The following is a 21,341-nucleotide window of genomic DNA, read 5'->3' on the forward strand; positions in this document are numbered from 1 at the left end:
AATCGATGCCATTACTGCGTAGTTTACGTGCTTCCTACAATATGGCTGTTAATCGTTCCAAAAGAAAAAACGGGAGAACGCGGCATCGCTTTTTAGACGTTCTTTCCGTTCTATATCTATCCTTTTATCGCACCCTCTACCATTCCTTTTGCTATTCGCTGTTGGAAGATAATATAAAGGATAATAACAGGCACAATTGCAATGACTAAACTAGCAAATAAAGTTCCCCACGCATTTGTATATTCCGCTTCACTACTAATATAATCAATCGCTAAAGCTAATGTATAATTTTCTTTGCTTTGCAAAAAGATTAATGCCATAAAATATTCATTCCAAAATTGAATCGTATTCATAATCGTAACAGTAATAATCCCCGACGTTGTTAAAGGGGTTATAATCTTCCATAACACCCCATAAGGAGACATCCCGTCCATGGCAGCAGATTCTTCTAACGATTTAGGAATAGTACTAATAAAACTCGTTAAGACAAAGATAGTAAACGGCAATTGACTTACAGCATAAACAAGTGTCAGCCCAAAAATATTGTCCAATAAGTTTAAATTATTTAGTAAGAAAAACAATGGAATCCATCCAAGTACCATTGGAATCATCATCGCTGATATATATAAAGTAAATAGAAAATTACTTCCTCGAAATTGAATCCTTTCAATAGCATATGCAGTAGGGATTGCCAAAACGAGTGTTAATATTGCACCTAGGACAGTTACAATTAAACTATTAAAAACACTCGTATCAATATTATAGTTTGACCATGCATGAATAAAATTATCGAAACTGAATGATTCTGGTAGCCCCCACGGATTACGATAAATTTCTGCATTTGATTTGAACGAACCGATAAACATCCAAAATATCGGATATAATACAGCGATCGTCCATAATATTAACGGAATACGAATACCGATTCGGCCAACTCTTTCGCCAACAGTACGTTTCATATTGCTCACCTCTTCTTTCGCTATCAAACATTAGAAGACTAATATTCTACTTTCTCTCTACGCATAAATATTTGTAAAATAAAGACGGTAATAAGAGATAAAACTAATATCATTACACCGATAGTGGCACCGTACCCAAAATGAAATTGAACAAATGCTTGTTGATACAAATATGAACCCATTACATGTGTTGCATTATTTGGCCCGCCACCGGTCATGACTTGAACAAGGATAAATGACCCATTTAAAGTCGTAATAACGATATATAGCACTGCAATCTTAATTTGCGGCCAAATTAATGGCACCGTAATTCGCCAAAACTGTTGCCACTCGCTTGCTCCATCAATCTCTGCTGCTTCGTAAAAACTTTTATCAACATTCGCAATTCCACCCATTAGCATTAACATAAACAAGCCAATACCAGCCCATATGGCGGGTAAAACAATACTTGGTAATGCCCATTTCTCATCACCTAACCACGGTCGGGCCCAACTTTCTAAACCTAAAAATTCTAGTCCGGAATTTACTAGCCCAAGGCTAGGATTATAAATAAAGGACCACAGTATCCCAATGACAACGACCGACATAATGTTTGGGAAGAAGAAAACAATTCGATAAAAAGGGGCTTCTTTAATTTTCAATTGGGTTAAGGCCACTGCAAAAAATATGGCCAATACCATGATTCCAAATACTTTTGTAACGACTAAGAAGTAATCATGGATAATTGTCTTCGGAATAATCGAGTCATTGAACAACTTCTTATAATTATCGAGACCAATGAAGGTTTTCACATGGGAAGAACCTGACCAATCGAAAAATGAATAATACAAACCACTAAATAAAGGATAAAGTGTGAAGATAGCAAACATAATAAATGTCGGTATAATGCAAAATGCTAAAAATAAGTAACGTTGCTTTTTAGACTGTACCAATGGATCACCCTTTTCGTCTTAGTCGTTCATTAAAAATAGACAGAATGAAGAGACAATAATTGCCTCTTCATTCCACTACATACTTTTATTTGCGATAGTCTGCTGCAGCTTTTTCCGCTGCTTCGGTAAATTCTTCTGCAGTCATATTACCTAACATTAAGGACATTAATGCATCACCAACCGGAGTTTCTAAATCAGCACTCATTGGATGAGGCTTCTCATAAATTTGCACTTGGTCAGGATCATTAATCATAGCATTGGCATCTGTTAAGTATGCTGGAACATTATCATTTTCGGTTAAGTCTACCCCAGTTAAGTTCATCATCGCTCCTGTATGTTCAGAGAAAGATACTGCATAGTCTCTTGTAAAAGCAAACTCAACAAATGCTTTTGCTGCTTCTGGATTTTTAGCTTCTTCAGCAATCGCTAAAGGACGTAAATCTGGAACAATTGCGAATGGCTCGCCAGCATCCTGCATTGGTGATGGGATAAAACCGAAATCAAATCCATCTGGAATATCATTTGCCATTTCATTTGGTAGCCAGAATCCAACTGGGATAAAGGCATTATCATGAAGTAAGAAATTCATTTGCGATTGAGTATGGTTTAATGCTCCCAGTCCTGAATCAAACATACCTTCTTTTTGCATTTCTTCTACTTTTTTCATTGTTTCTAACACAATGTCACTCGTCCAAGCTCCCTCCTTCCCTTGGATTACATCCGCAAGTAATTCTTCTCCACCAGCTGCTCCAAAAGCAGGATAAAGCATACCGCGAAGGAAGTAATAAGGGTGCTGACCACTAGTTACAAATGGATTAATACCTTCTTTATCTTTTATTTCTTTCATCGAATCCATGAAACTATCAAAATCAGTCGGAACCGTATAACCTTCTTCTTCAAACCATGCTTCATCATACCAAGTGCCCCATGTATCAAATACGAGAGGAAGAGAATAAATATCTCCATCAAATGTTCCTGGTTGTACGATGAAACTATCAATTAATTTATCGCCATTTTCCAATTCGATATCTTGAACCCACTCAGTTAAGTTCATCAATTGCCCATCTTCTACCATCTGTGTTTCACTAGATCCTGCACCATCAATATACACCACATCAGGTGGATCGTTTGAAACCCAGCGAGAACGCATTTCATCGTTTATATTTGGACCGGCATGTTCAATAATATTTAAATCTGGATGTTCTTCTTGGAAATCTGCGATGACTTCTTTCCACCATGCATCCCCATATCCACCAACAAAGTATTGGATTTCAAAGTCTCCAGATAATCCACCTTCACTACTTGCGTCACCGTTTGACTCTTCTGCACCATCTGTCTCTTTTGGTTCTTCACTCTCATTAGATGACTTATTATCAGAACTACAGGCTACAACAAACATCGTCATTAACGCAATAACTACTAGCAACAACCCTCGACGTCTAAATAAAGTACTCAAAATAATTTCCCCCTTTTCCCTTTTATAATTAAACAGATACAACAGACAGACTAGGGACTGAACATCCTTCTTGCTCTAGAACTCAAGTCCAACTAATTTGTTGTTAATAAACGGATCGCCTCCCTTACATATCCATTTGACTGATCAATAGCCCTTTTAGCCTGTTCATAGGAAACTCCAAGCTTAATCATAATAATGGCAGGTTTAACTCTATATTCTGAAGCCAGGAGTGCGTTTTCAGCATCTTCATATGTACAATCTGTCACTTCCATTACTGTACGTTTTGCTCGTTCACGTAATTTATAGTTACTTGCGTGAACATCGACCATAAGGTTTTCATATACTTTCCCTAATTTTACCATCACAGATGTACTAATCATATTTAATACTAATTTATGCGAAGTTGCCGCTTTCATTCTCGTGGATCCAGTTAAAACTTCTGGTCCGACAATAACTTCCAACGGGCAATCTGCATACTTACTAATTTCTGATTGAGGGTTGCTAGATAAAGAGACTGTATATGCACCTGCTTCTCTAGCATATTTTAAAGCGCCAATTGGATAAGGCGTCCTTCCACTCGCCGTAATTCCAAGCACAACATCATCAGCAGTAATGGCATGAACTTCTAAATCAATTCGGCCTTGTTTCTCGTCATCTTCCGCTCCTTCAGCGGCATGAAAGAATGCTCCTTCACCCCCGGCCATAATCGTTTGTACCATTTCACCGGGTACCATAAAAGTTGGTGGACATTCCGACGTGTCCATGACTCCCAGCCGACCACTTGTACCTGCTCCAACATAAAATAGTCTGCCTCCAGCTGATAAAGCTTTATAAATATGTTCAACAGCAACCGCAATAGAATCCAGTATCTCTTCAACCGCAAAAGCTACTTTTTTATCTTCTTCATTTATCGTACGTAATATCGTTTCAGTCGTCATTTCATCCAAATTCATACTGTTCGGATTACGTCGTTCTGTTAATAGCTTTGATAGTTCCAAAAGCATCTCCCCCACAAGCATTTATTTCGTTTCGTTTAATAAAGTGTTTCATTTGGTAAGCTGATCATTTGGAATTTTTATCACTGGCAAACATCTACAAAGATAAAGTAATTTATAAAGCGCTTTCACTTTACTCTGTAAAATTATGTAATAATCAGTTTTTCTTATTATAAATTCACTGAATTATTTTGTCAATACTTTTTTATTTTTTAGAAATAATATTTCAATATTGGTAAAAAAATTTTTTAAGCTTGTTACGTTTTATCCTGTAAAAAGTCGATTGCTTCCCTTGTATCGTCCAAATAGTTAATCGTGTTTTCATATTCTTCCGAAGCAAGACACATAAACAAAATATCAATAATGTGCAATTGAGCAATTCTAGATGATGTCGCTCCACTACGAAATGTTGCTTCCCGAGAAGTAGACGTATAAAGTTTAATATCAGCTAATTGTGTAACGGGGGCATTGCCGTATTTAGTAACAGTAATAATTTTAGTTCCTTTACTCTTTGCTAATTGTAATAGTTTCACTACCTCTTTTGTCGTACCAGAAAATGAAATCCCAATAATTACATCATTTTTTCCTTTTGTTGCAATAGCAGTTGCTGCCATATGTAAATCAGAATAATAGGTTGCATTTTTATCAATCCTAGTGAATTTCTGTTCTGCATCAAGAGCAGCAATTGCAGAAGCCCCAAATCCTATAAACACAATTGACTTTGCATCAATTAATGCTTTCACAGCTTTTTTCAGCTCGGAAACACTTAAAATATCGATTGTTTCTTTTAATGCCTGCATTGTATTTGTTGTTACTTTATCAATAATATCCGCATAATTTTCATGTGGCTCAATATCACGATATCCCGATATCGTATTATTATTTTGTAAATCTCCTGCAACTCTAATTTTTAATTCTTGAAAGCCTGAAAAACCTAATGACTTACATAAACGCATTACTGCTGCACTACTAGTTTCACTTTCCTCCCCTAACGTCATCGCCGTTAGAAGGATAGCTTTCTCGGGATTTTCTAAAATATAAGTAGCAATTTTTTTCTCTGACGGTGGCAAACTAGGAATCATTTCCTTTAAGGCAATTAATCCACCTTTAATATGTGACATTTCTCTTCACCCTTTCTTTACGTCTTTACGCATTACTAAGTGTAGTTTGTAAATTATTAATAATTTCATTAGTAATTATTATATTACGCTCAATCAGCGCTCCAATAACAGAACCAGCTACAGGGGGTATCTCTGGGATGACGATTGATAAAAATTGATTAGGTTCAAGTTCTTTTTTTACTAGTAACGGCAAAACACTTCTATCATTAAATACTCCACCTGCAAGAACGGCAAGTATAGTCTGTTCTTGTGAGAATAGTTGATTATGAATATTTAACAAATTAGAAACTACTATTTTTGATACATTTTCTAGTATATCAGCAGCTACTAAATCAAGCTGTTTATATGCAGTAAAAACAATTTTTGAAAGGGATGAAATTTCATTTTTTGGGTTATCTGCATGATAGACTTTTTCAACCATTTGACGTACATCCGCTACTTCAAAGTGTTGAAGAAGGAGTTCTTTCAGCAATGTTTGATCTTCTAAACCATCTTCAGCATGTACAACTTTTATGATTGCTCGCCTTCCAATATCATAACCGCTACCCTCATCTCCAAATAAATAACCCCAACCACCGAGACGAGTACTTTCTCCCTTTCCATTTATTCCAAAGGCGACGGAACCTGTTCCGGCAATTTGAACAACTCCCGGTTTCCCGTAAGTTCCTGAATATAACGCATTGACTGGGTCTGGCTTTATTTGCACATTAATAGAAGGTTCAACAATGTTCGTAATAATTGAGGAAACTACCGCCTGTTGCTTTTTTGTTCCTACCCCTGACATGCCTGCAAATATACTTACAGTTTGTGAAAAAGCGAAAGGAGCTTGCTTTTTTAGATCGTTTAATAATTGGTTAATGGTTGCCTGGAGTTCAGTTTTGCAAAGCAAATTGGGATTCGTTGGCCCTCTCAACGCCTTTGCAACGATTTTACCTTGAAGATCTGCGAGGACGGCGGCCGTTTTCGTCCCCCCTCCATCAATTCCAATGACATAATCCATTCCTCTCATCCTTCTTTTAGCGATATAGTTGAATTATATACTAATAAATAGAAATAATGCTAGCTCATTGTTTATCTTTGAAATGTACTCACTCTTTTTTTGATGAAACTTTTATAATAGATAAAAAGAATCACTATAAATGAATGTCCATTCATGATTTAGTTGTATATCCTTACTAAAATGGTATAATTATCAAAAAACATATACATTATTAGGGGGTTTTTTATTTGTCTAAAGCCGACAGTTTAAGGTCTAAAGACATTAGTCGCAAAAATCAAATTATTTTGATTGCATTTTCAATTGCAGTGACTGGAGCACTACTTGTAACAATTATTAATAAAGAGTTTGATAAAAGCATATTTTACGGTGTAGGACTAATTGTTTATGTAATTGGTTATTTTATCATCATATATGCGATCAATAAAGATCGGTTTTTTCCCTACTATATGATTTTAGTTAGTAATATTGTGATGATTAGTTATATTAGCGTTCATGGTGGTGGCCTCCATACACTAGGTATTTTCTTCTTTTTACTATTTCTATCTACATCTCATTTTAGTACTCGTGTTTTTATTTTTAACCTTTTGTTGGGATTTTTAGGATTACTATTAACATACCAATTTCCTGAAAGTGTACAAGCATCCGTAATCAAAGAGAACTTCCTTTCTTTTTTAGTTGCCTATCTGTTAAGTGGTATGGTATCAATTATTGTTATTCGCCTTAATAAGGAACAATTTAGTCAAATTGAGATTCTATTAGATAGTAGTGAGAAGGAAACTGCAGAAAAAGTGAAACAACATAATCTGCTTGAAATGAACGTAAAATCAATAATCACTCATATTTCGAACGTAAATCATCGAGTCCAAAATAACATAGATGCACAAAATGAACTATCTAACGTGATTATTGAAATTGCTAGCGGGAGCAGTGATCAAAGTGATCGAATTGTAACCATTGCTGAGCATACAAATAGTGCAACAAACCAAATAAATACAATGCTAAAAGAGCTGTTGCGTTTAAAAACTGAATTTGAGCAATCAAAAGAGGTAGCTATTCAAGGGAATGTTTTATCCAATGATTTATCCGTAAATATGGACCAAATATATAATCATATAGAAGTTTTAAGTCATGCTTTTCAATCATTGACAAGCAATATTAACGAAACAAGTAAGTTTCTCCAAGATATTATACATGTGAGTGATCAAACAAATCTGCTTGCATTAAACGCATCTATTGAAGCTGCCCGAGCAGGTGATGCAGGTAAAGGGTTCGCGGTCGTAGCAGATGAAATTCGTATTTTAGCTGAAACAACGAATCAGATTGCCGATAAAATTACAAATAATATTGAGGAATTAAATGAAACGAACAATGATGCACTTAATCAAATGAACTTTACTATGGAAAATGTAAGTGATCATATGCAAGCGACAAAAGAAGTAAACGATGCCTTTAATCAAATTACATACAATATTGAAGGATTACATCAGCAATTAACAACTTTCGAGCAATTAGCTATCGAAGTTGAAGCGAATGCTTCTCATGTCAGTCTATCTACTACGGACTTATCCGCTATTATTGAGGAAGCTTCGGCTAGCTTAGAAGAAATGAGTGCTACAGTAGAAAACTTAACGAAAGAAAACAACCAGATTGGAGAAGAAATGAAAAATACAGAGAAGCTTGCCCTTCAATTGACTACACGTTAATTTTGAGCTCAACAGGAGTCTATTGGTCAATTAAGCTATCTTTATCATACATAAGTAATTTGGTATAAAAATCCTTTTGAGCAGTCTTTTCAAACCCACCCACTCTACTAACCATGAGTAATTTACTAGTTTGAAATTATTTTCCTACAATTTCACAGGCTATAGATTGAATCACTTAATGTGTTAATCAAACGTTTGATCAATTAGCCTGTCCCCTTTAACTCCACGATTTAATCCTCTTTCTTGTCAAAACTACTCAAAGTATGATAGTTTCGTGACAGAAACAAACTCTGAGTATAGGGGGTTACATATGAATAGGAAAGTGTTTTTCATTGCAATGATTACAGTGGTAGGTTGGGCTTCTGGGTTTGCTGCTATTTCAGCAAGTTTACAAGGTGGATTCTCCGCAGGTCACCTGATGCTTTTCAGGTTTATGATCGCTTCTTTTATATTTTTTCTCTACGCTATTTACCCTCGTTCCAATTTTAAATGGCCAAGAAAAGAAGATTTGGGACGCATCTTTTTGCTAGGTCTCGCCGGAATTACCTTTTATCAATTTGGTGTAACTTTTGGCCAACAGACGGTAGCTGCAGGTACGGCTAGCATGATCGTTGGTTCAGCGCCAATATTCACGACACTTATTGCCGTTTTTATTTTAAAAGAACGAATGGAATGGTATGGGTGGGTTGGACTCGGGATAGGCTTCATAGGAATTACATTAATTACCTTAGGATCTACTGGTATGACATTTACATTATCTAAGGGGCTTTTATTCATCTTTTTCGCTACCGTTTCTACGTCCTTTTTTTTCGTTTATCAAAAACCATTATTTTTGACTTATCATCCGATTGAATTAACAGCATATTTTACTTGGGCAGGTACAATACCAATGCTTATTTTTTTACCCGGTCTCTTCGATACAATACAATCAGCAACAGTTGAGGCAACCGTTGCAGCAGTTTATGTAGGAATCGTTCCAGCAGCACTTTGTTATGCTACTTGGGCAATCGCTTTATCGATCGGAAATGTGAGTCAAATTTCGAGCTTTTTATATTTAGAGCCACCCATTGCCATAATAATTGCATGGATATGGCTACATGAGCTTCCGACTGTACTATCTATGATCGGTGGGTTTATTGCGATTTCCAGTGTCGCTGTGGTAAACATTATCGGACGTAAAAATCGAAGAATGAAAGATCCCGTTAGTACGTAACTCAACTTTCGCAGTGAGAAATGTCGAATGAACCTTGATACTATTTAATAGATAAAGGTACAGTACTTATGTTGACTTTGAGTAGTAAACGTAAACTCTGCAGTAACTGAAGTCTATGATCCTTAGTTTCAGCATCGTTGATTTCCGCTCCGGGCAGTACGCTTTCCGCGGGCAACGCTTCAGCTTCCTCAGAAGCAAAGATCGCTTCTTGCGGGATCTTCAGCTGTTGCTTTTCCCGCAGGAGTCGACTGCCCTCTGCTCAATCTACTATCACGTAATGGCGTGTGTAGACTTCCTCAAGCAATAACAGCATCACTCCAGCGGAGGAAATATGTGGAGACTCCTATGGGAGCAAAGGTTGGCCACTGAAAAACATATTTTGGAAATTAATTTTCCTACTTTGATAACTAAAATCGAATGAAAAACGGCATTCATTCCCCACTTTCATCCGAAATTTTGCACGAATTTTGGGAATGGATTTGCATACGTTAGAAAATAGTGGACTTTTTCAGTGGTCTCAGCAAAGGCCTAGATGAGACTACACAGTGCGTAGCACAAGAAGGCCGGGCAGCCACCCATGGTAAAGGAGACACTGTGAAAGCAAGCGTAAGCGCAGCTCGAACAGATGTCGCTCTTATGCCCGTGGTGAAAGCGAAACATATTTCCGTAGTGGTAAGATAATAACGATCTTAAGTTACTGCACTTCTACTTTTACAAAGCAGTAATTTCTGTAACTATGAACAGTGCATTTCTTACATTTTCAATGTGGGCTATGAAAGATGCGTTAAATCAAGTGCTACTCAACCTTCACACCAATTCTATTGGTGCGAAAGTTGAGTACGTAATAATAGAAAGGGTGAATATAAGATGAACATATTCGTTGATGCGGATGCCTCTCCTGTTCAAGAAGAAGTTATTCAAATTGCTTCTAAATTTAATTTAGAAGTAACGCTGGTGAAAAGCTTTTCTCATTACTCTCATACCAATCAAGCTTCTAATGTAAAAACAGTTTATGTTGATAAAGGCGCAGATATGGCGGATTTTGAAATAATTAAAAGAGCGAGAAAAGGAGATCTTATTGTAACGCAGGACTATGGACTTGCTTCCCTAGGTTTAGGTAAAGGCTGTCTCGTTATCCATCATAAAGGATTTCAATATACGGATAAAAACATTGACCGACTTCTCACCACAAGACATGCAAGTGCTCTTGCCCGACGAGGAGGTCTACGTACGAAAGGACCTAAACCATTTACAGAAGAAGACAGGAAAAAATTCATCCTACTGTTACAAAAACTTCTAACAGAATCTTCTCTTTAGTGAATACGTAACTAATTTTTAAAGGATTCATGTAATGAAGTAAAATATTTAATAGAAACTTTTCGTATATTTATTCATATACGTCAATAATCCCTGTTCAAAATAGTTTGAAAAAGTGGTATAATTAGTAGTGTTGTAAATTAATCGATACGGAAAATTAAATAGTCGAAATATTTTTTGCAAAGGATAAAATGAGGTGACGTTTTGAGTAAGGATATATCGATAGGTTTATTAGGATTAGGAGTTGTGGGTTCTGGAGTTATTAAAATTGTAGAAGACCACCAAGAAGAACTTGTACACCAACTCGGTCGCGGTGTAAAAGTCGAAAAAGTGCTTGTGAGAGATATTGAAAAAGCCCGTCAAGTCGATATTGATCACAGCCTGCTAACGACAAATTGTGAAGATGTTCTACAAAATCCTAATATAGATGTAGTAGTTGAAGTAATGGGTGGCGTAGATGTCGCCCGTAATTATATTTTAGAAGCTTTACAAGCAAAAAAACATGTTGTAACTGCAAATAAAGATTTGATCGCTCTTCACGGACCAGAGCTCGAAGAAACGGCGCGTCTCAATGGTTGTGACCTTCTGTATGAGGCAAGTGTCGGAGGTGGAATCCCATTATTACGCGGATTATCAGACGGACTTGTGTCAGATCGAATTCAGCAAGTGATGGGGATTGTAAACGGAACGACGAACTATATTTTAACAAAAATGGATCAGGAAGGTCAGAGCTATGAAGATGCCCTTCAGAAAGCTCAAGAACTTGGTTTTGCAGAAGCCGATCCTACCGCTGACGTTGACGGTTTAGATGCTGCAAGAAAAATGGTGATCTTAGCCCGTCTATCTTTCTTTACAAATGTTGAACTAGAAGATGTGGAAGTAGAAGGTATTTCCAATGTATCTTTATCAGATATTGAGTATGGAAAGAAATTAAATTTAACTATGAAATTAATTGGGTTTGCTAATCGTCATAATAACCAAATTGAAGTTAGCGTACAGCCGACATTCTTATCAAACAATCATCCACTAGCAGCAGTTAATGATGAATATAATGCTGTCTATGTAAATGGAGAGGCAGTCGGTGAGACTATGTTTTACGGTCCAGGAGCAGGAAGTTTACCGACAGCAACCGCTGTTATGTCGGATGTAGTTGAAGCGTTAAAAAATATGCTTTTAGGTGTTAATGGTAAAAAATTTGTGAAACCACGTTTCCAAAAAGAATTAACTCCTGCTGATAAACGATTCAGCCAATATTACTTACGTCTGCATGTCAAAGATGAAATCGGCGCCTTCGCTTCTATTTCTGAATTATTTAATCAGCTAGGAATCAGTTTTGAACGAATTTTACAGACTCCTGCGAGCAAAGGCTTTGCTGAAATTGTCGTAGTAACCCATAAAACATCGTTTGAGAACTTCCAAAATGCGATGAAAAAACTAGATGAATTACAAGTAATCGATACAATAGAAAGCTACTTCCGTGTTGAAGGAGATGCATAATAAAATGAATTGGCAAGGTCTTATAAAAGAATACGCCGAGTTTTTACCCGTGACAGAAGAAACTCCTGCGTTAACATTACATGAAGGGAATACCCCGCTAATATATTTCCCTCACATTTCAAAAGAATTAGGAATTGAATTATATGGAAAGTATGAAGGCTTAAATCCAACTGGATCTTTTAAAGATCGTGGAATGGTTATGGCTGTTGCAAAAGCGAAAGAAAGCGGGAGCAAATCTGTTATCTGTGCTTCGACTGGAAATACTTCTGCTGCTGCTGCTGCTTATGCCGCAAAAGCAGGTATGAAAGCAGTTGTCGTTATTCCTGAAGGGAAAGTTGCTTTAGGAAAGCTTGCTCAAGCTGTTATGTATGGTGCTGAGATCGTTCAAATTGCAGGTAACTTTGATGACGCGTTAACAATGGTCCAGCATATTAGTGAAAAATATCCTGTTACGCTTGTAAACTCTGTGAATCCATACCGTTTGGAAGGACAAAAGACAGCTGCATTTGAAATTATTGACCAACTTGGACAAGCACCGGATATTCTTGCAATTCCAGTTGGAAATGCCGGAAATATCAGTGCTTACTGGAAAGGTTTTAAAGAATATAACGAGAAAAAACAAACTGCTCTACCTAAAATTTATGGGTTTGAAGCAGAAGGTGCTGCAGCAATTGCAAAAGATGAGGTTATTAAAGAACCGGAAACTGTTGCAACTGCAATTCGCATTGGAAATCCAGCAAGCTGGAACTTGGCAACAGCAGCAAGAGATGAATCTGGTGGAATGATTACTTCTGTTTCAGATGAAGAAATTCTATCAGCATTTAAAACTCTTCCAGCAAAAGAAGGTATTTTTGCGGAACCAGGTTCATGTGCTTCGATTGCAGGAGTTTATCAGCAAGTTAAAGCTGGAACTATTGCACCTGGAAGTAAAGTTGTTGCAATCTTAACCGGTAACGGCTTAAAAGATCCGCAAACTGCGATTGATCAAATTACAATTGATCCTGTATCTCTTCCTAACGATGAAGAAGCAGTGACAGATTATATAAAAAAAACGGTAGGTAACTAGTATGTTTACGATCTCTGTGCCTGCAAGTTCTGCAAATATCGGACCAGGCTTCGATTCAGCAGGAGTTGCAGTTAGTCGGTATTTAACTTTACAAGTAACAAAAGCAGATAATTGGCAATTCAGCCATACAACATCAGTTATTCCTTCCGTTAGAAACTATAAAGACCATTTTATTTATAAGGTCGCCAATCAAGTAGCCGGGTGGCATGCATGTACACTGTCCCCTGCTCACGTTACAATGGAAAGTGATATCCCACTTGCAAGAGGGTTAGGAAGTAGTGCTTCAGCAATCGTTGCAGGCATTGAACTTGCAAACCAGTTGTGTTCATTAGAGTTAACGGAACGAGAAAAACTCGATTATGCGGTAAAAATTGAGGGGCATCCAGACAATGTCGCTGCATGTTTAATAGGCGGCTTTGTTGTCACAGTGAAAATGGGTGAAGAAGCTAGTTTCAAAAAGCTTCCAGCTATCGATACTGATTTGGTCGTTTATATCCCAAACTTTGAGTTAAAGACTGAAGATGCTCGCAAAGTTCTTCCCGATAACTTAATCATGAAAGATGCAGCAACTGCGAGTGGAGTAAGTAATCTAATGATTTCCGCTTTATTAACTGGAGATTATGAATTAGCTGGTAAAATGATGGAAAGTGATTTATTCCATGAAAGTTACCGAGCTAAACTGATTCCAAACTATTTTGAAATTCGTTCAAATGCTAGAAGTCTTGGTGCATATGGTACAGTTATCAGTGGGGCTGGACCAACGATGATTTCTTTCGTTCCAAATGGAAAAGGAAAAGAAATTGCAATGAAGATGAAGCAACTTCTTCCTGATTACGAAGTAGAAGCACTTGAACTAGATGAAAATGGTTTACAAGTAAAAGTGAATATTAATAACTAAATCAGTAAATCTCTATAAGAGATATAGACATATTAACCATTAGAAACATCAGCCGATCTCGGCTGTTTTTTCTTTTAATTGGGCGGAAAGTATGTATGAAATTTTTCACTTTACTTATTTCTTGCTCATATTGTGAATTACTCGTCATGTCAATCAACTTTCTTAAAAGCTTTTCTATAATAAAAACTATCCTTCAGTCGAGTATCCAACTGAGGATAGTTTTAAATTATACAGTATTAACCTAATACAGTTTGATCACTAACTAACTGTCTGCCTCGGATTCGTTGGAACTCCTCTAATAAGTTTTCAATCGTTAATTTGGACTTTTCTTCTCCGCTTACATCAAAAATAATTTGTCCTGCATCCATCATAATTAATCGATCACCCATGTCAAGTGCTTGTTGCATATTATGTGTAACCATTAAAGTCGTTAAACCAAATTTCTCCACGATTTCAGAAGTTAACTCAGTAATTAATTCAGCACGTGCCGGATCCAAGGCTGCAGTATGCTCATCAAGCAGTAATATATTCGGCTCCGTAAAAGTTGCCATTAATAGAGAAAGGGCTTGCCTTTCACCACCGGATAATAGTCCAACTTTTGCATTCAGACGATTTTCTAGACCTAGATTTAACGTCTTTAAATAGTCTTTGAACATATCACGGCGTTTTTTATTTACACCTAAACGTAAACCGCGTTTCTTATTACGTGCATAGGCAATTGCTAAATTTTCCTCGATTGTCATTGATGGTGCTGTTCCCGCCATAGGGTCTTGGAACACACGTCCAATAAACTGCGAACGTTTAAATTCCGGTAAATAATCGACTCGTTTTTCATCAATAAATATATCTCCGACGTCAGAAAATAAATTTCCTGAGATTACATTCATCAAGGTTGATTTACCAGCGCCATTTCCACCTATGACAGTTACGAACTCCCCTTTAGTAAGTTTAAGATTGATTTGCTGCAAAGCTTTTTTTTCATCTGGTGTTCCTTCATTAAACGTGATGGATATATGTCGTAAATTAAGCATTTTTTACATCCTCCACTTGTAGTGCTGCCCGCTTTTTCAATCGGCGTTTTTTCTCTCTTTGTGCATGTAATATTTTTGGTGCAACTAATGCCAATATAACAAGTAATGCAGTAATTAATTTCATATCACCTGTATCCAAAAATTCTACCCGTAAAGCAAGAGTAACAACGATTCGATAAATAACAGCACCTAAAATAACAGCTAAAGTGGCACGAGCAATTGTCTTTGTGCCAAATAACGCTTCTCCTATAATAACGGAAGCAAGTCCAATAATGATCATTCCGATCCCCATCCCGACATCGGCAAACCCTCCATGTTGAGCAATGAGGGCTCCAGAGAAGGCAACTAGACCATTAGAAATTCCAATTCCAATAATAATCAGATTATCTGTATTCGCAGAAAAACTACGAATCATCCGTTGATTATCCCCTGTTGCACGTAATGCTAATCCAACTTCTGTCTTTAAATAGTAATCTGCAACTAATTTAATAATCAAAAGAACGATAATCATGATGAAAACAATTCCCCATGTCGCAGGGAAGCGTTCAAGTCCTAAAGCAGACAAAAGATTATTTAAAACCGTATCAATTCCGGTTTTCTCCCATACAGAAATTAATTGGGTTTTTAACGTTGATTCATTCAGCATAGATAATGTTGGTTGTCCCATAATACGTAAGTTAATAGAATATAGTGCAATCATCATTAAAATTCCAGAAAGAAGAGCGTTTATTTTCCCTTTTGTATGCAGAATTCCAGTGATACATCCCGCAAGAAATCCTGCGAGTGCCCCTAAAATTGTTCCCAGCACAGGAGGTAATCCATTCATGATGGAAATAGCGGCAACAGCGGCGCCAGTAACAAAACTTCCATCAACAGTTAAATCTGGAAAATCTAAAACTCTAAAAGATAAATAAACACCAAGAGCCATAATCGCATAAATTGCTCCCGATTCGACAGCGCCGAACAATGATAAAAACATGTCATCCCCCTTTTCGTTATATATTTTTTATATAAATGTATCTATTAATTCATATACCACAAATAAAATGTAAAGAAGGAAGCAGGATCGCTCCCCTGCTTCCTCTATATTGTACTAAAATTCCAATAAATTAGAAAGGTCTTTTTATTCAGTCTCAACGAACTCTGCATCATTATCCCAATCGTCATTCCATTCTATTCCTTGGGCTTCAGCAGCTCCTTTATTAATGAACAACTGAATAGCCGGTGGATACTCTACAGCAATTTCGCTAGGTGTTTTATCACCTTTTAAAATTTCAACGGCCATTTCACCAGTTCGATAACCGATCGTATGGTAATCAATTCCATATGTTGCAAATCCACCTTTTGCTAAAGAATCAGGTTCTCCAACAATTAGAGGGATTTTTTGGTCATTGGCAACACCGACAACGGTATCTAATGCAGATACTACTGTGTTGTCCGTAATAATGTAAAATACGTCGACATCTCCTGCCAATGTCTGAGCAGCTTGTTGAACTTCAGCTGAATTTGCTACAGTTCTTTCTGCTAGAGAAAGACTTGTTCCTTCAACAGCTTCCTGTACAGCTTCAATTTGTGTGACAGAGTTCTGCTCTCCTGCATTATATAGCAGTCCGACTTTTGCATCGGGGAAATATTTGTCAATAAACTCGACCGTTTTTATAATTCCATCCGGGTGTAAGTCTACTACTCCAGTAATATTATCACCTGGTTTGTCCATCGCTTCTACTAAGCCGGCATCAACCGCATCTGTCACTGATGTAAACAGAATCGGAATATCTTTTGTTGCATTAAGTGCTCCTACTGCACTTGGTGTTGAATTAGCAAAAATAAGATCTACATCATCTGAAACAAAATTATCAGCAATTGGTTTTACGTTATTTTGATCCCCTTGGGCACTCTGATGATCATAGGTCACATCAAGACCTGCATCTTCAATTGCTGCTTGAAAACCTTCATACGCAGCATCAAGCGATGGGTGTTCCACAATTTGCGTAGCACCAATAGTAAACGATTCTCCGCCATCTGTCGCTTCATCTTCTTTGGCTGTATCTGTTTCAGCAGAACCTTCAGAATCTGAATTACTTTCTTTCTCTCCGCCGCCACATGCTGCCAATACAAGAACACTAACAACAGCAACTAATAATAATTGTAGCCACTTTTTCATCAACACATTTCCCCCTCATTATATTCTTTATTCATGTGGTTACCCTATTATATCTAGTACTCTATCTCTACGCAAGACTTTTATTAATATTCTAAAAACGTATATTACTTTAAAGCGCCATAGTAAAGGGTAATAGAAAACGAAGGTTCTCATCAATTTTGTAATGAAGACCTTCGTTTCCTGTGCTTTTTGTATGTAGTTTAATTTTCACGATTATTAGAATTAAAGATCATTCTCTATTTGTTCAAGACACTGTACAACCGCATCTGAGGCTTTTTCTAACTCTGTTAATATACTTCTAGATTCTTCTATATTATCCCTTTCGTAGTGTTCTAACGCGAGTCTGGCATAATCATGAACAGCTTGATGTTGTTTTTCTAAACGCTTAAAAGCATGCTTATCCTTTACTTTCGATGGCAAATCACTATAATACCATTTTCCAAGTCGACAAGCGGTGTGAGATGAAACATCTTCGGCTTGAAGATCACCAAAACCTAATAATCTATTATAAATATTCCATTTCCACAGTAGATGGTCTGTCTTAGCGATTTGAATAATATCTTTCTCATTTTCAACTACATTTGTTTTCAGAAAAGACAGACGATAATTGTCCATTTTTTTACTTATCTCATAAATAACTTCAGCAGTCTCCACTGCATAGTGTTGAACGTTTTTACTTAAATCAAAAATAGTTGAATTCCTATCACTTATTTCTTCAACTGTAGAAGATTGTTCTTCGGTCATTGCCGCAATTTCTGTTATTTGATAATTAATCGAATGCATTACAGAAATAATATTTTCTAACTCTTTTCCAGCTGCTTGCGATCCTACAACACTTTTTTCAATTCTAGTACCGGTTTCTTTCATTCGTTCAGTTACTTCTGTTGATACACGTTGTAATGATTCCATATTTGTCGTTATTTGTTCAATTTGTTCTTTCGTATGTTCGGATAGTTTGCGAACTTCTGCTGCAACTACTGCAAATCCTTGACCATTTTCTCCAGCTCTTGCTGCTTCAATACTCGCATTTAACGCTAATAAATTCGTTTGTTCGGCTATTTCTTTTATTACATTTATCACTTCATGTGTATGGTCGATTTCTTTTCCAAGTTGAACAACATTTTCCATTACATGTTCATATGTTTTATCTACTTGTTCTATATCGTAAAACGAATTGTCAATAACTTTCCGGCTATTATCGGCAGCCTGTACAGCTTCTTCTGTCCTTTCTGCCACTTCACTAGCATGGTTAGATACTTCTTGAATCGATGCACTCATTTGCTCCGTTGCTGCTGTTACACTTTGAGTTTCCTTGATTTGAGTATCTGCCCCGTTAATTAAATGTTCGGACGTATCCAGTTTCGTAATATCTTGTAACATCCACGAAATTTCGTGTAAGAAAGATTGAAAAGTGGCATCTGTATAGACGTTGGTAATTAACTGTTTATCAAAAGTAGCTAATTTTTGAATCGCAATTACTAAGCGCATCATTTTATTCGGACTTTTATACAGTTTTTCCATTAAGATCGAAATCATAAACTGTACTAAAAGATCATGTGCCATAATAAAATGATTTGCTGTTAAATTTATTCTACTATGTACTTTTCCAATTTGAACTCTCGTCTGTATATAATCGTTTGATATATCGGCTTCCAAGAATTGTTCTATATATTGTTGCTGTGTTATTTTCAATCTATCAACAGTTGAATGCTTTGATATAATATTCACTAAGTGTTCTGAGGACATAATATTTTCATAAAATTTATGAACCATTTCTTCTTTAAATGGTAGTAAGTATTTTCCTGCTTCTCTCACATCATTTAAGGTATCTTTCGTTATATTTAAAAACTTTAATCTATCTGTTTGATTTTCACCAATAACTATATCAGAATCCATTATCTTTTTTGTATGTTTATTCCATGACTCGATTTTTCTTTTAAAAAACATGCTTTTCCTCCCTATGCACTAGTGATTGCAGGAGATATTTACTAGTGCTTTAGTATTAGATACATTGATTATATCCTAAAAGATGCAGGAAATAAATAACTAGGTGGATACTTGTAAGCAAACTGGGGTTATTTTTACCATCCCACTAAGAATATTATGTATAATGTAAAGGGAAAGTAGGGATATCGTTGACAAGAATAATGTACATAATTATCGTTGTTGCCTTTCTAGATACATTTATACAATTACCAATTATTACACCCTATTCATTAGAATTGGGTGCATCTTACTTATTAACTGGCGCTATAGTAGCTGTATACTCTTTTACTAACATGATAGGAAATGTGGTCGGTGGTCATTGGATTGATCGATTCGGTCGTAAAAAAATGCTGTTTATCGGAATTGTAACTGTATTTATTGCACTACTTTTCTATCCTCTGGCCCAGAATGGGGTACAACTATTTTTCGCAAGGTTTTTTCATGGTCTAGCAGGAGGAATCCTCATCCCAGCTGCATTCGCTTATATTGGAGATCAATCAACAGGTAAGTCACGTGGAAAAACAATGGCATTTACAGGTGCAAGCATTGGTATTGCAGCAATAGTTGGACCAGCAATTGGCGGAGTAATGGCTGCCCGTGCATCTATTGAAAGTGTTTTTTTACTTGTTGCCGGATTGTTTTTTGTTACTGCATTTGTTGTTTTCTTTTTTGTAAAAGAATCATTTGTCACCACAGAACGTGGAAAATTTACTTTTACTGAATTTATTCCTTTGATAAAACATCCGTTAATTATTTTATCTTCTCTTGCCGCATTCTCTCTAATGATAAGTAATGGTACTTTAGCTTTTGCTCTGCCATTGAATGTTGAGGTAATGGGAAGAACAACAGAAACGACTGGTATGTTATTAAGTACATTTGGAATTGTCGCATTAATCGTCTTTTTAACACCAATTAATGTTATTTATGATCGATTTTCCGCTGTAAATTTAATTGCCTTAGGCCTATCATTAATAGGTATAGCAATGATTGCATTAAGCTTTCTAACTACGTTTTCAAGTAATTTATTGGCAATGATTGTATATGGACTGGGTTTTTCATTCATCTTTCCTTCCATGAATAAATTAATTGCTGATGCTTCCTCAAAGGTTGATCGTGGAAAAGCTTACGGAATATTTTATGCTTTCTTTTCTTTAGGAGTTGTTGCCGGGTCATCTGTATCAGGATGGTTCGCTCAAATAATGGGTTTACCCTTTTTAGTCTGCGCAATTATTATGTTTGTTTCTGTAGGGATCATCCTTTTCATTGCAAAAAAAATTTCGGGTAGTGCTGTTTAGCTCTACCCGACTTTTATATATTTAAAGAGAAAAACCTGTTGTAAACATAACAAACAGGTTTTTCATTTAACACTTAGTTTTTAATTTTTCCTGCAATTTCCACTGTACGCTTTGCCTGGAACTTAACTGCATCTTCGGCATCTTCAACTATACCGTCATCACCTACTGTAACACTTACTCCATATGGATTACCGCCTGCTTTATAGATAGATTGGTCTGCATAACCAGGTGCCGCAACAATTGCACCCCAGTGATGCATCGAAGTATATAGTGATAAAATAGTTGCTTCTTGACCTCCGTGCGCATTTCCTGCTGAAGCCATTGCACTAACTACTTTATTAACTGTTTTCCCTGAAGCCCACAATCCACCTTGGGTATCTAAAAACTGTTTCATTTGAGAGGCCATTACGCCAAATCGAGTCGGTACGCTAAAGATAATCGCATCTGCCCATTCCAAATCTTCTGATTTAGCTTCTGGAACGTCCTTCGTTTCATCGACATGTTTTCTCCAGGCGGGATTGGAATCAATTGCTGCATCTGGTGCTAATTCTGGAACTTTTAGAATTCTAACTTCAGCACCTAGTTCTTTTGCTCCTTCTTCAGCCCATTGAGCAAGCTGATAATTTGTCCCTGTTGAACTATAATAAACAATTGCTAATTTTACGTTTGACACTATATTTCTCTCCTCTTTTAATTTTATCTATTATT

General features: G+C 36.5%; 18 protein-coding genes. 7 read left to right on the top strand and 11 right to left on the bottom strand.

What is annotated here, in order from left to right; all coding sequences use genetic code 11:
* Positions 1–116 precede the first annotated feature (116 nt).
* The 6 genes from SPD48_RS14850 to SPD48_RS14875 all read right to left on the bottom strand — a co-directional run bounded on the left by SPD48_RS14850 (position 117) and on the right by SPD48_RS14875 (position 6,463).
* Positions 117–959: a carbohydrate ABC transporter permease gene (locus SPD48_RS14850; RefSeq protein WP_336258918.1), complete on the bottom strand. Its 843-nt coding sequence runs from the start codon at positions 957–959 to the stop codon at positions 117–119.
* Positions 960–997: 38 nt separating this feature from the next.
* Complete coding sequence (locus SPD48_RS14855) at positions 998–1,891, bottom strand: carbohydrate ABC transporter permease (protein WP_336258919.1); 894 nt, start codon at positions 1,889–1,891, stop codon at positions 998–1,000.
* 85 nt (positions 1,892–1,976) lie between these two features.
* Positions 1,977–3,296, bottom strand: coding sequence for an ABC transporter substrate-binding protein (locus SPD48_RS14860; protein ID WP_442962167.1), 1,320 nt, complete (start codon positions 3,294–3,296; stop codon positions 1,977–1,979).
* A 143-nt stretch (positions 3,297–3,439) separates the two neighbouring features.
* The gene (murQ, locus tag SPD48_RS14865) at positions 3,440–4,345 is read right to left on the bottom strand and encodes an N-acetylmuramic acid 6-phosphate etherase (protein ID WP_336258920.1); all 906 of its coding nucleotides are present in this window, start codon (positions 4,343–4,345) and stop codon (positions 3,440–3,442) included.
* 254 nt (positions 4,346–4,599) lie between these two features.
* Complete coding sequence (locus SPD48_RS14870) at positions 4,600–5,463, bottom strand: MurR/RpiR family transcriptional regulator (RefSeq protein ID WP_336258921.1); 864 nt, start codon at positions 5,461–5,463, stop codon at positions 4,600–4,602.
* A 25-nt stretch (positions 5,464–5,488) separates the two neighbouring features.
* Positions 5,489–6,463: an N-acetylglucosamine kinase gene (locus SPD48_RS14875; protein ID WP_336258922.1), complete on the bottom strand. Its 975-nt coding sequence runs from the start codon at positions 6,461–6,463 to the stop codon at positions 5,489–5,491.
* A gap of 227 nt (positions 6,464–6,690) precedes the next feature.
* On the opposite strand from SPD48_RS14875, the gene SPD48_RS14880 reads away from it, so the two are divergent.
* From SPD48_RS14880 to thrB, 6 genes are all read left to right on the top strand, one after another.
* Positions 6,691–8,166, top strand: coding sequence for a methyl-accepting chemotaxis protein (locus SPD48_RS14880; protein ID WP_336258923.1), 1,476 nt, complete (start codon positions 6,691–6,693; stop codon positions 8,164–8,166).
* Between the two features lie 310 nt (positions 8,167–8,476).
* Positions 8,477–9,379: a DMT family transporter gene (locus SPD48_RS14885; protein ID WP_336258924.1), complete on the top strand. Its 903-nt coding sequence runs from the start codon at positions 8,477–8,479 to the stop codon at positions 9,377–9,379.
* An 867-nt stretch (positions 9,380–10,246) separates the two neighbouring features.
* Positions 10,247–10,696, top strand: coding sequence for a YaiI/YqxD family protein (locus SPD48_RS14890; protein WP_336258925.1), 450 nt, complete (start codon positions 10,247–10,249; stop codon positions 10,694–10,696).
* Between the two features lie 204 nt (positions 10,697–10,900).
* The gene (locus tag SPD48_RS14895) at positions 10,901–12,193 is read left to right on the top strand and encodes a homoserine dehydrogenase (protein WP_336258926.1); all 1,293 of its coding nucleotides are present in this window, start codon (positions 10,901–10,903) and stop codon (positions 12,191–12,193) included.
* A 4-nt stretch (positions 12,194–12,197) separates the two neighbouring features.
* On the top strand, positions 12,198–13,259 hold the full coding sequence (gene thrC / locus SPD48_RS14900) for a threonine synthase (protein ID WP_336258927.1): 1,062 nt from the start codon (positions 12,198–12,200) through the stop codon (positions 13,257–13,259).
* Position 13,260: 1 nt separating this feature from the next.
* Positions 13,261–14,157, top strand: coding sequence for a homoserine kinase (gene thrB / locus SPD48_RS14905; RefSeq protein ID WP_336258928.1), 897 nt, complete (start codon positions 13,261–13,263; stop codon positions 14,155–14,157).
* Positions 14,158–14,393: 236 nt separating this feature from the next.
* Here the strand turns inward: thrB and SPD48_RS14910 are convergent, their stop codons facing one another.
* The 4 genes from SPD48_RS14910 to SPD48_RS14925 form a co-directional block, all read right to left on the bottom strand.
* A complete protein-coding gene (locus SPD48_RS14910; RefSeq protein ID WP_336258929.1) occupies positions 14,394–15,188 on the bottom strand; it encodes an ABC transporter ATP-binding protein in 795 nt (264 codons plus the stop codon).
* Positions 15,181–16,167, bottom strand: a complete 987-nt coding sequence (locus SPD48_RS14915) for an ABC transporter permease (RefSeq protein ID WP_336258930.1) — start codon at positions 16,165–16,167, stop codon at positions 15,181–15,183. The genes SPD48_RS14910 and SPD48_RS14915 overlap by 8 nt, the downstream gene beginning before the upstream one ends.
* 144 nt (positions 16,168–16,311) lie before the next feature.
* Positions 16,312–17,352, bottom strand: a complete 1,041-nt coding sequence (locus tag SPD48_RS14920) for an ABC transporter substrate-binding protein (protein ID WP_336258931.1) — start codon at positions 17,350–17,352, stop codon at positions 16,312–16,314.
* Between the two features lie 222 nt (positions 17,353–17,574).
* Positions 17,575–19,299, bottom strand: a complete 1,725-nt coding sequence (locus tag SPD48_RS14925) for a methyl-accepting chemotaxis protein (RefSeq protein WP_336258932.1) — start codon at positions 19,297–19,299, stop codon at positions 17,575–17,577.
* Positions 19,300–19,487: 188 nt separating this feature from the next.
* On the opposite strand from SPD48_RS14925, the gene SPD48_RS14930 reads away from it, so the two are divergent.
* On the top strand, positions 19,488–20,633 hold the full coding sequence (locus SPD48_RS14930; RefSeq protein ID WP_336258933.1) for an MFS transporter: 1,146 nt from the start codon (positions 19,488–19,490) through the stop codon (positions 20,631–20,633).
* A 73-nt stretch (positions 20,634–20,706) separates the two neighbouring features.
* Here SPD48_RS14930 and wrbA read toward each other — a convergent pair whose 3' ends face one another.
* Positions 20,707–21,306 (bottom strand): NAD(P)H:quinone oxidoreductase, encoded by a 600-nt coding sequence (wrbA, locus tag SPD48_RS14935; RefSeq protein WP_336258934.1) that lies wholly within the window; start codon positions 21,304–21,306, stop codon positions 20,707–20,709.
* Positions 21,307–21,341: the final 35 nt, after the last annotated feature.

Source organism: Pseudogracilibacillus sp. SE30717A (assembly GCF_037071985.1).
GTDB lineage: Bacteria > Bacillota > Bacilli > Bacillales > Amphibacillaceae > Pseudogracilibacillus.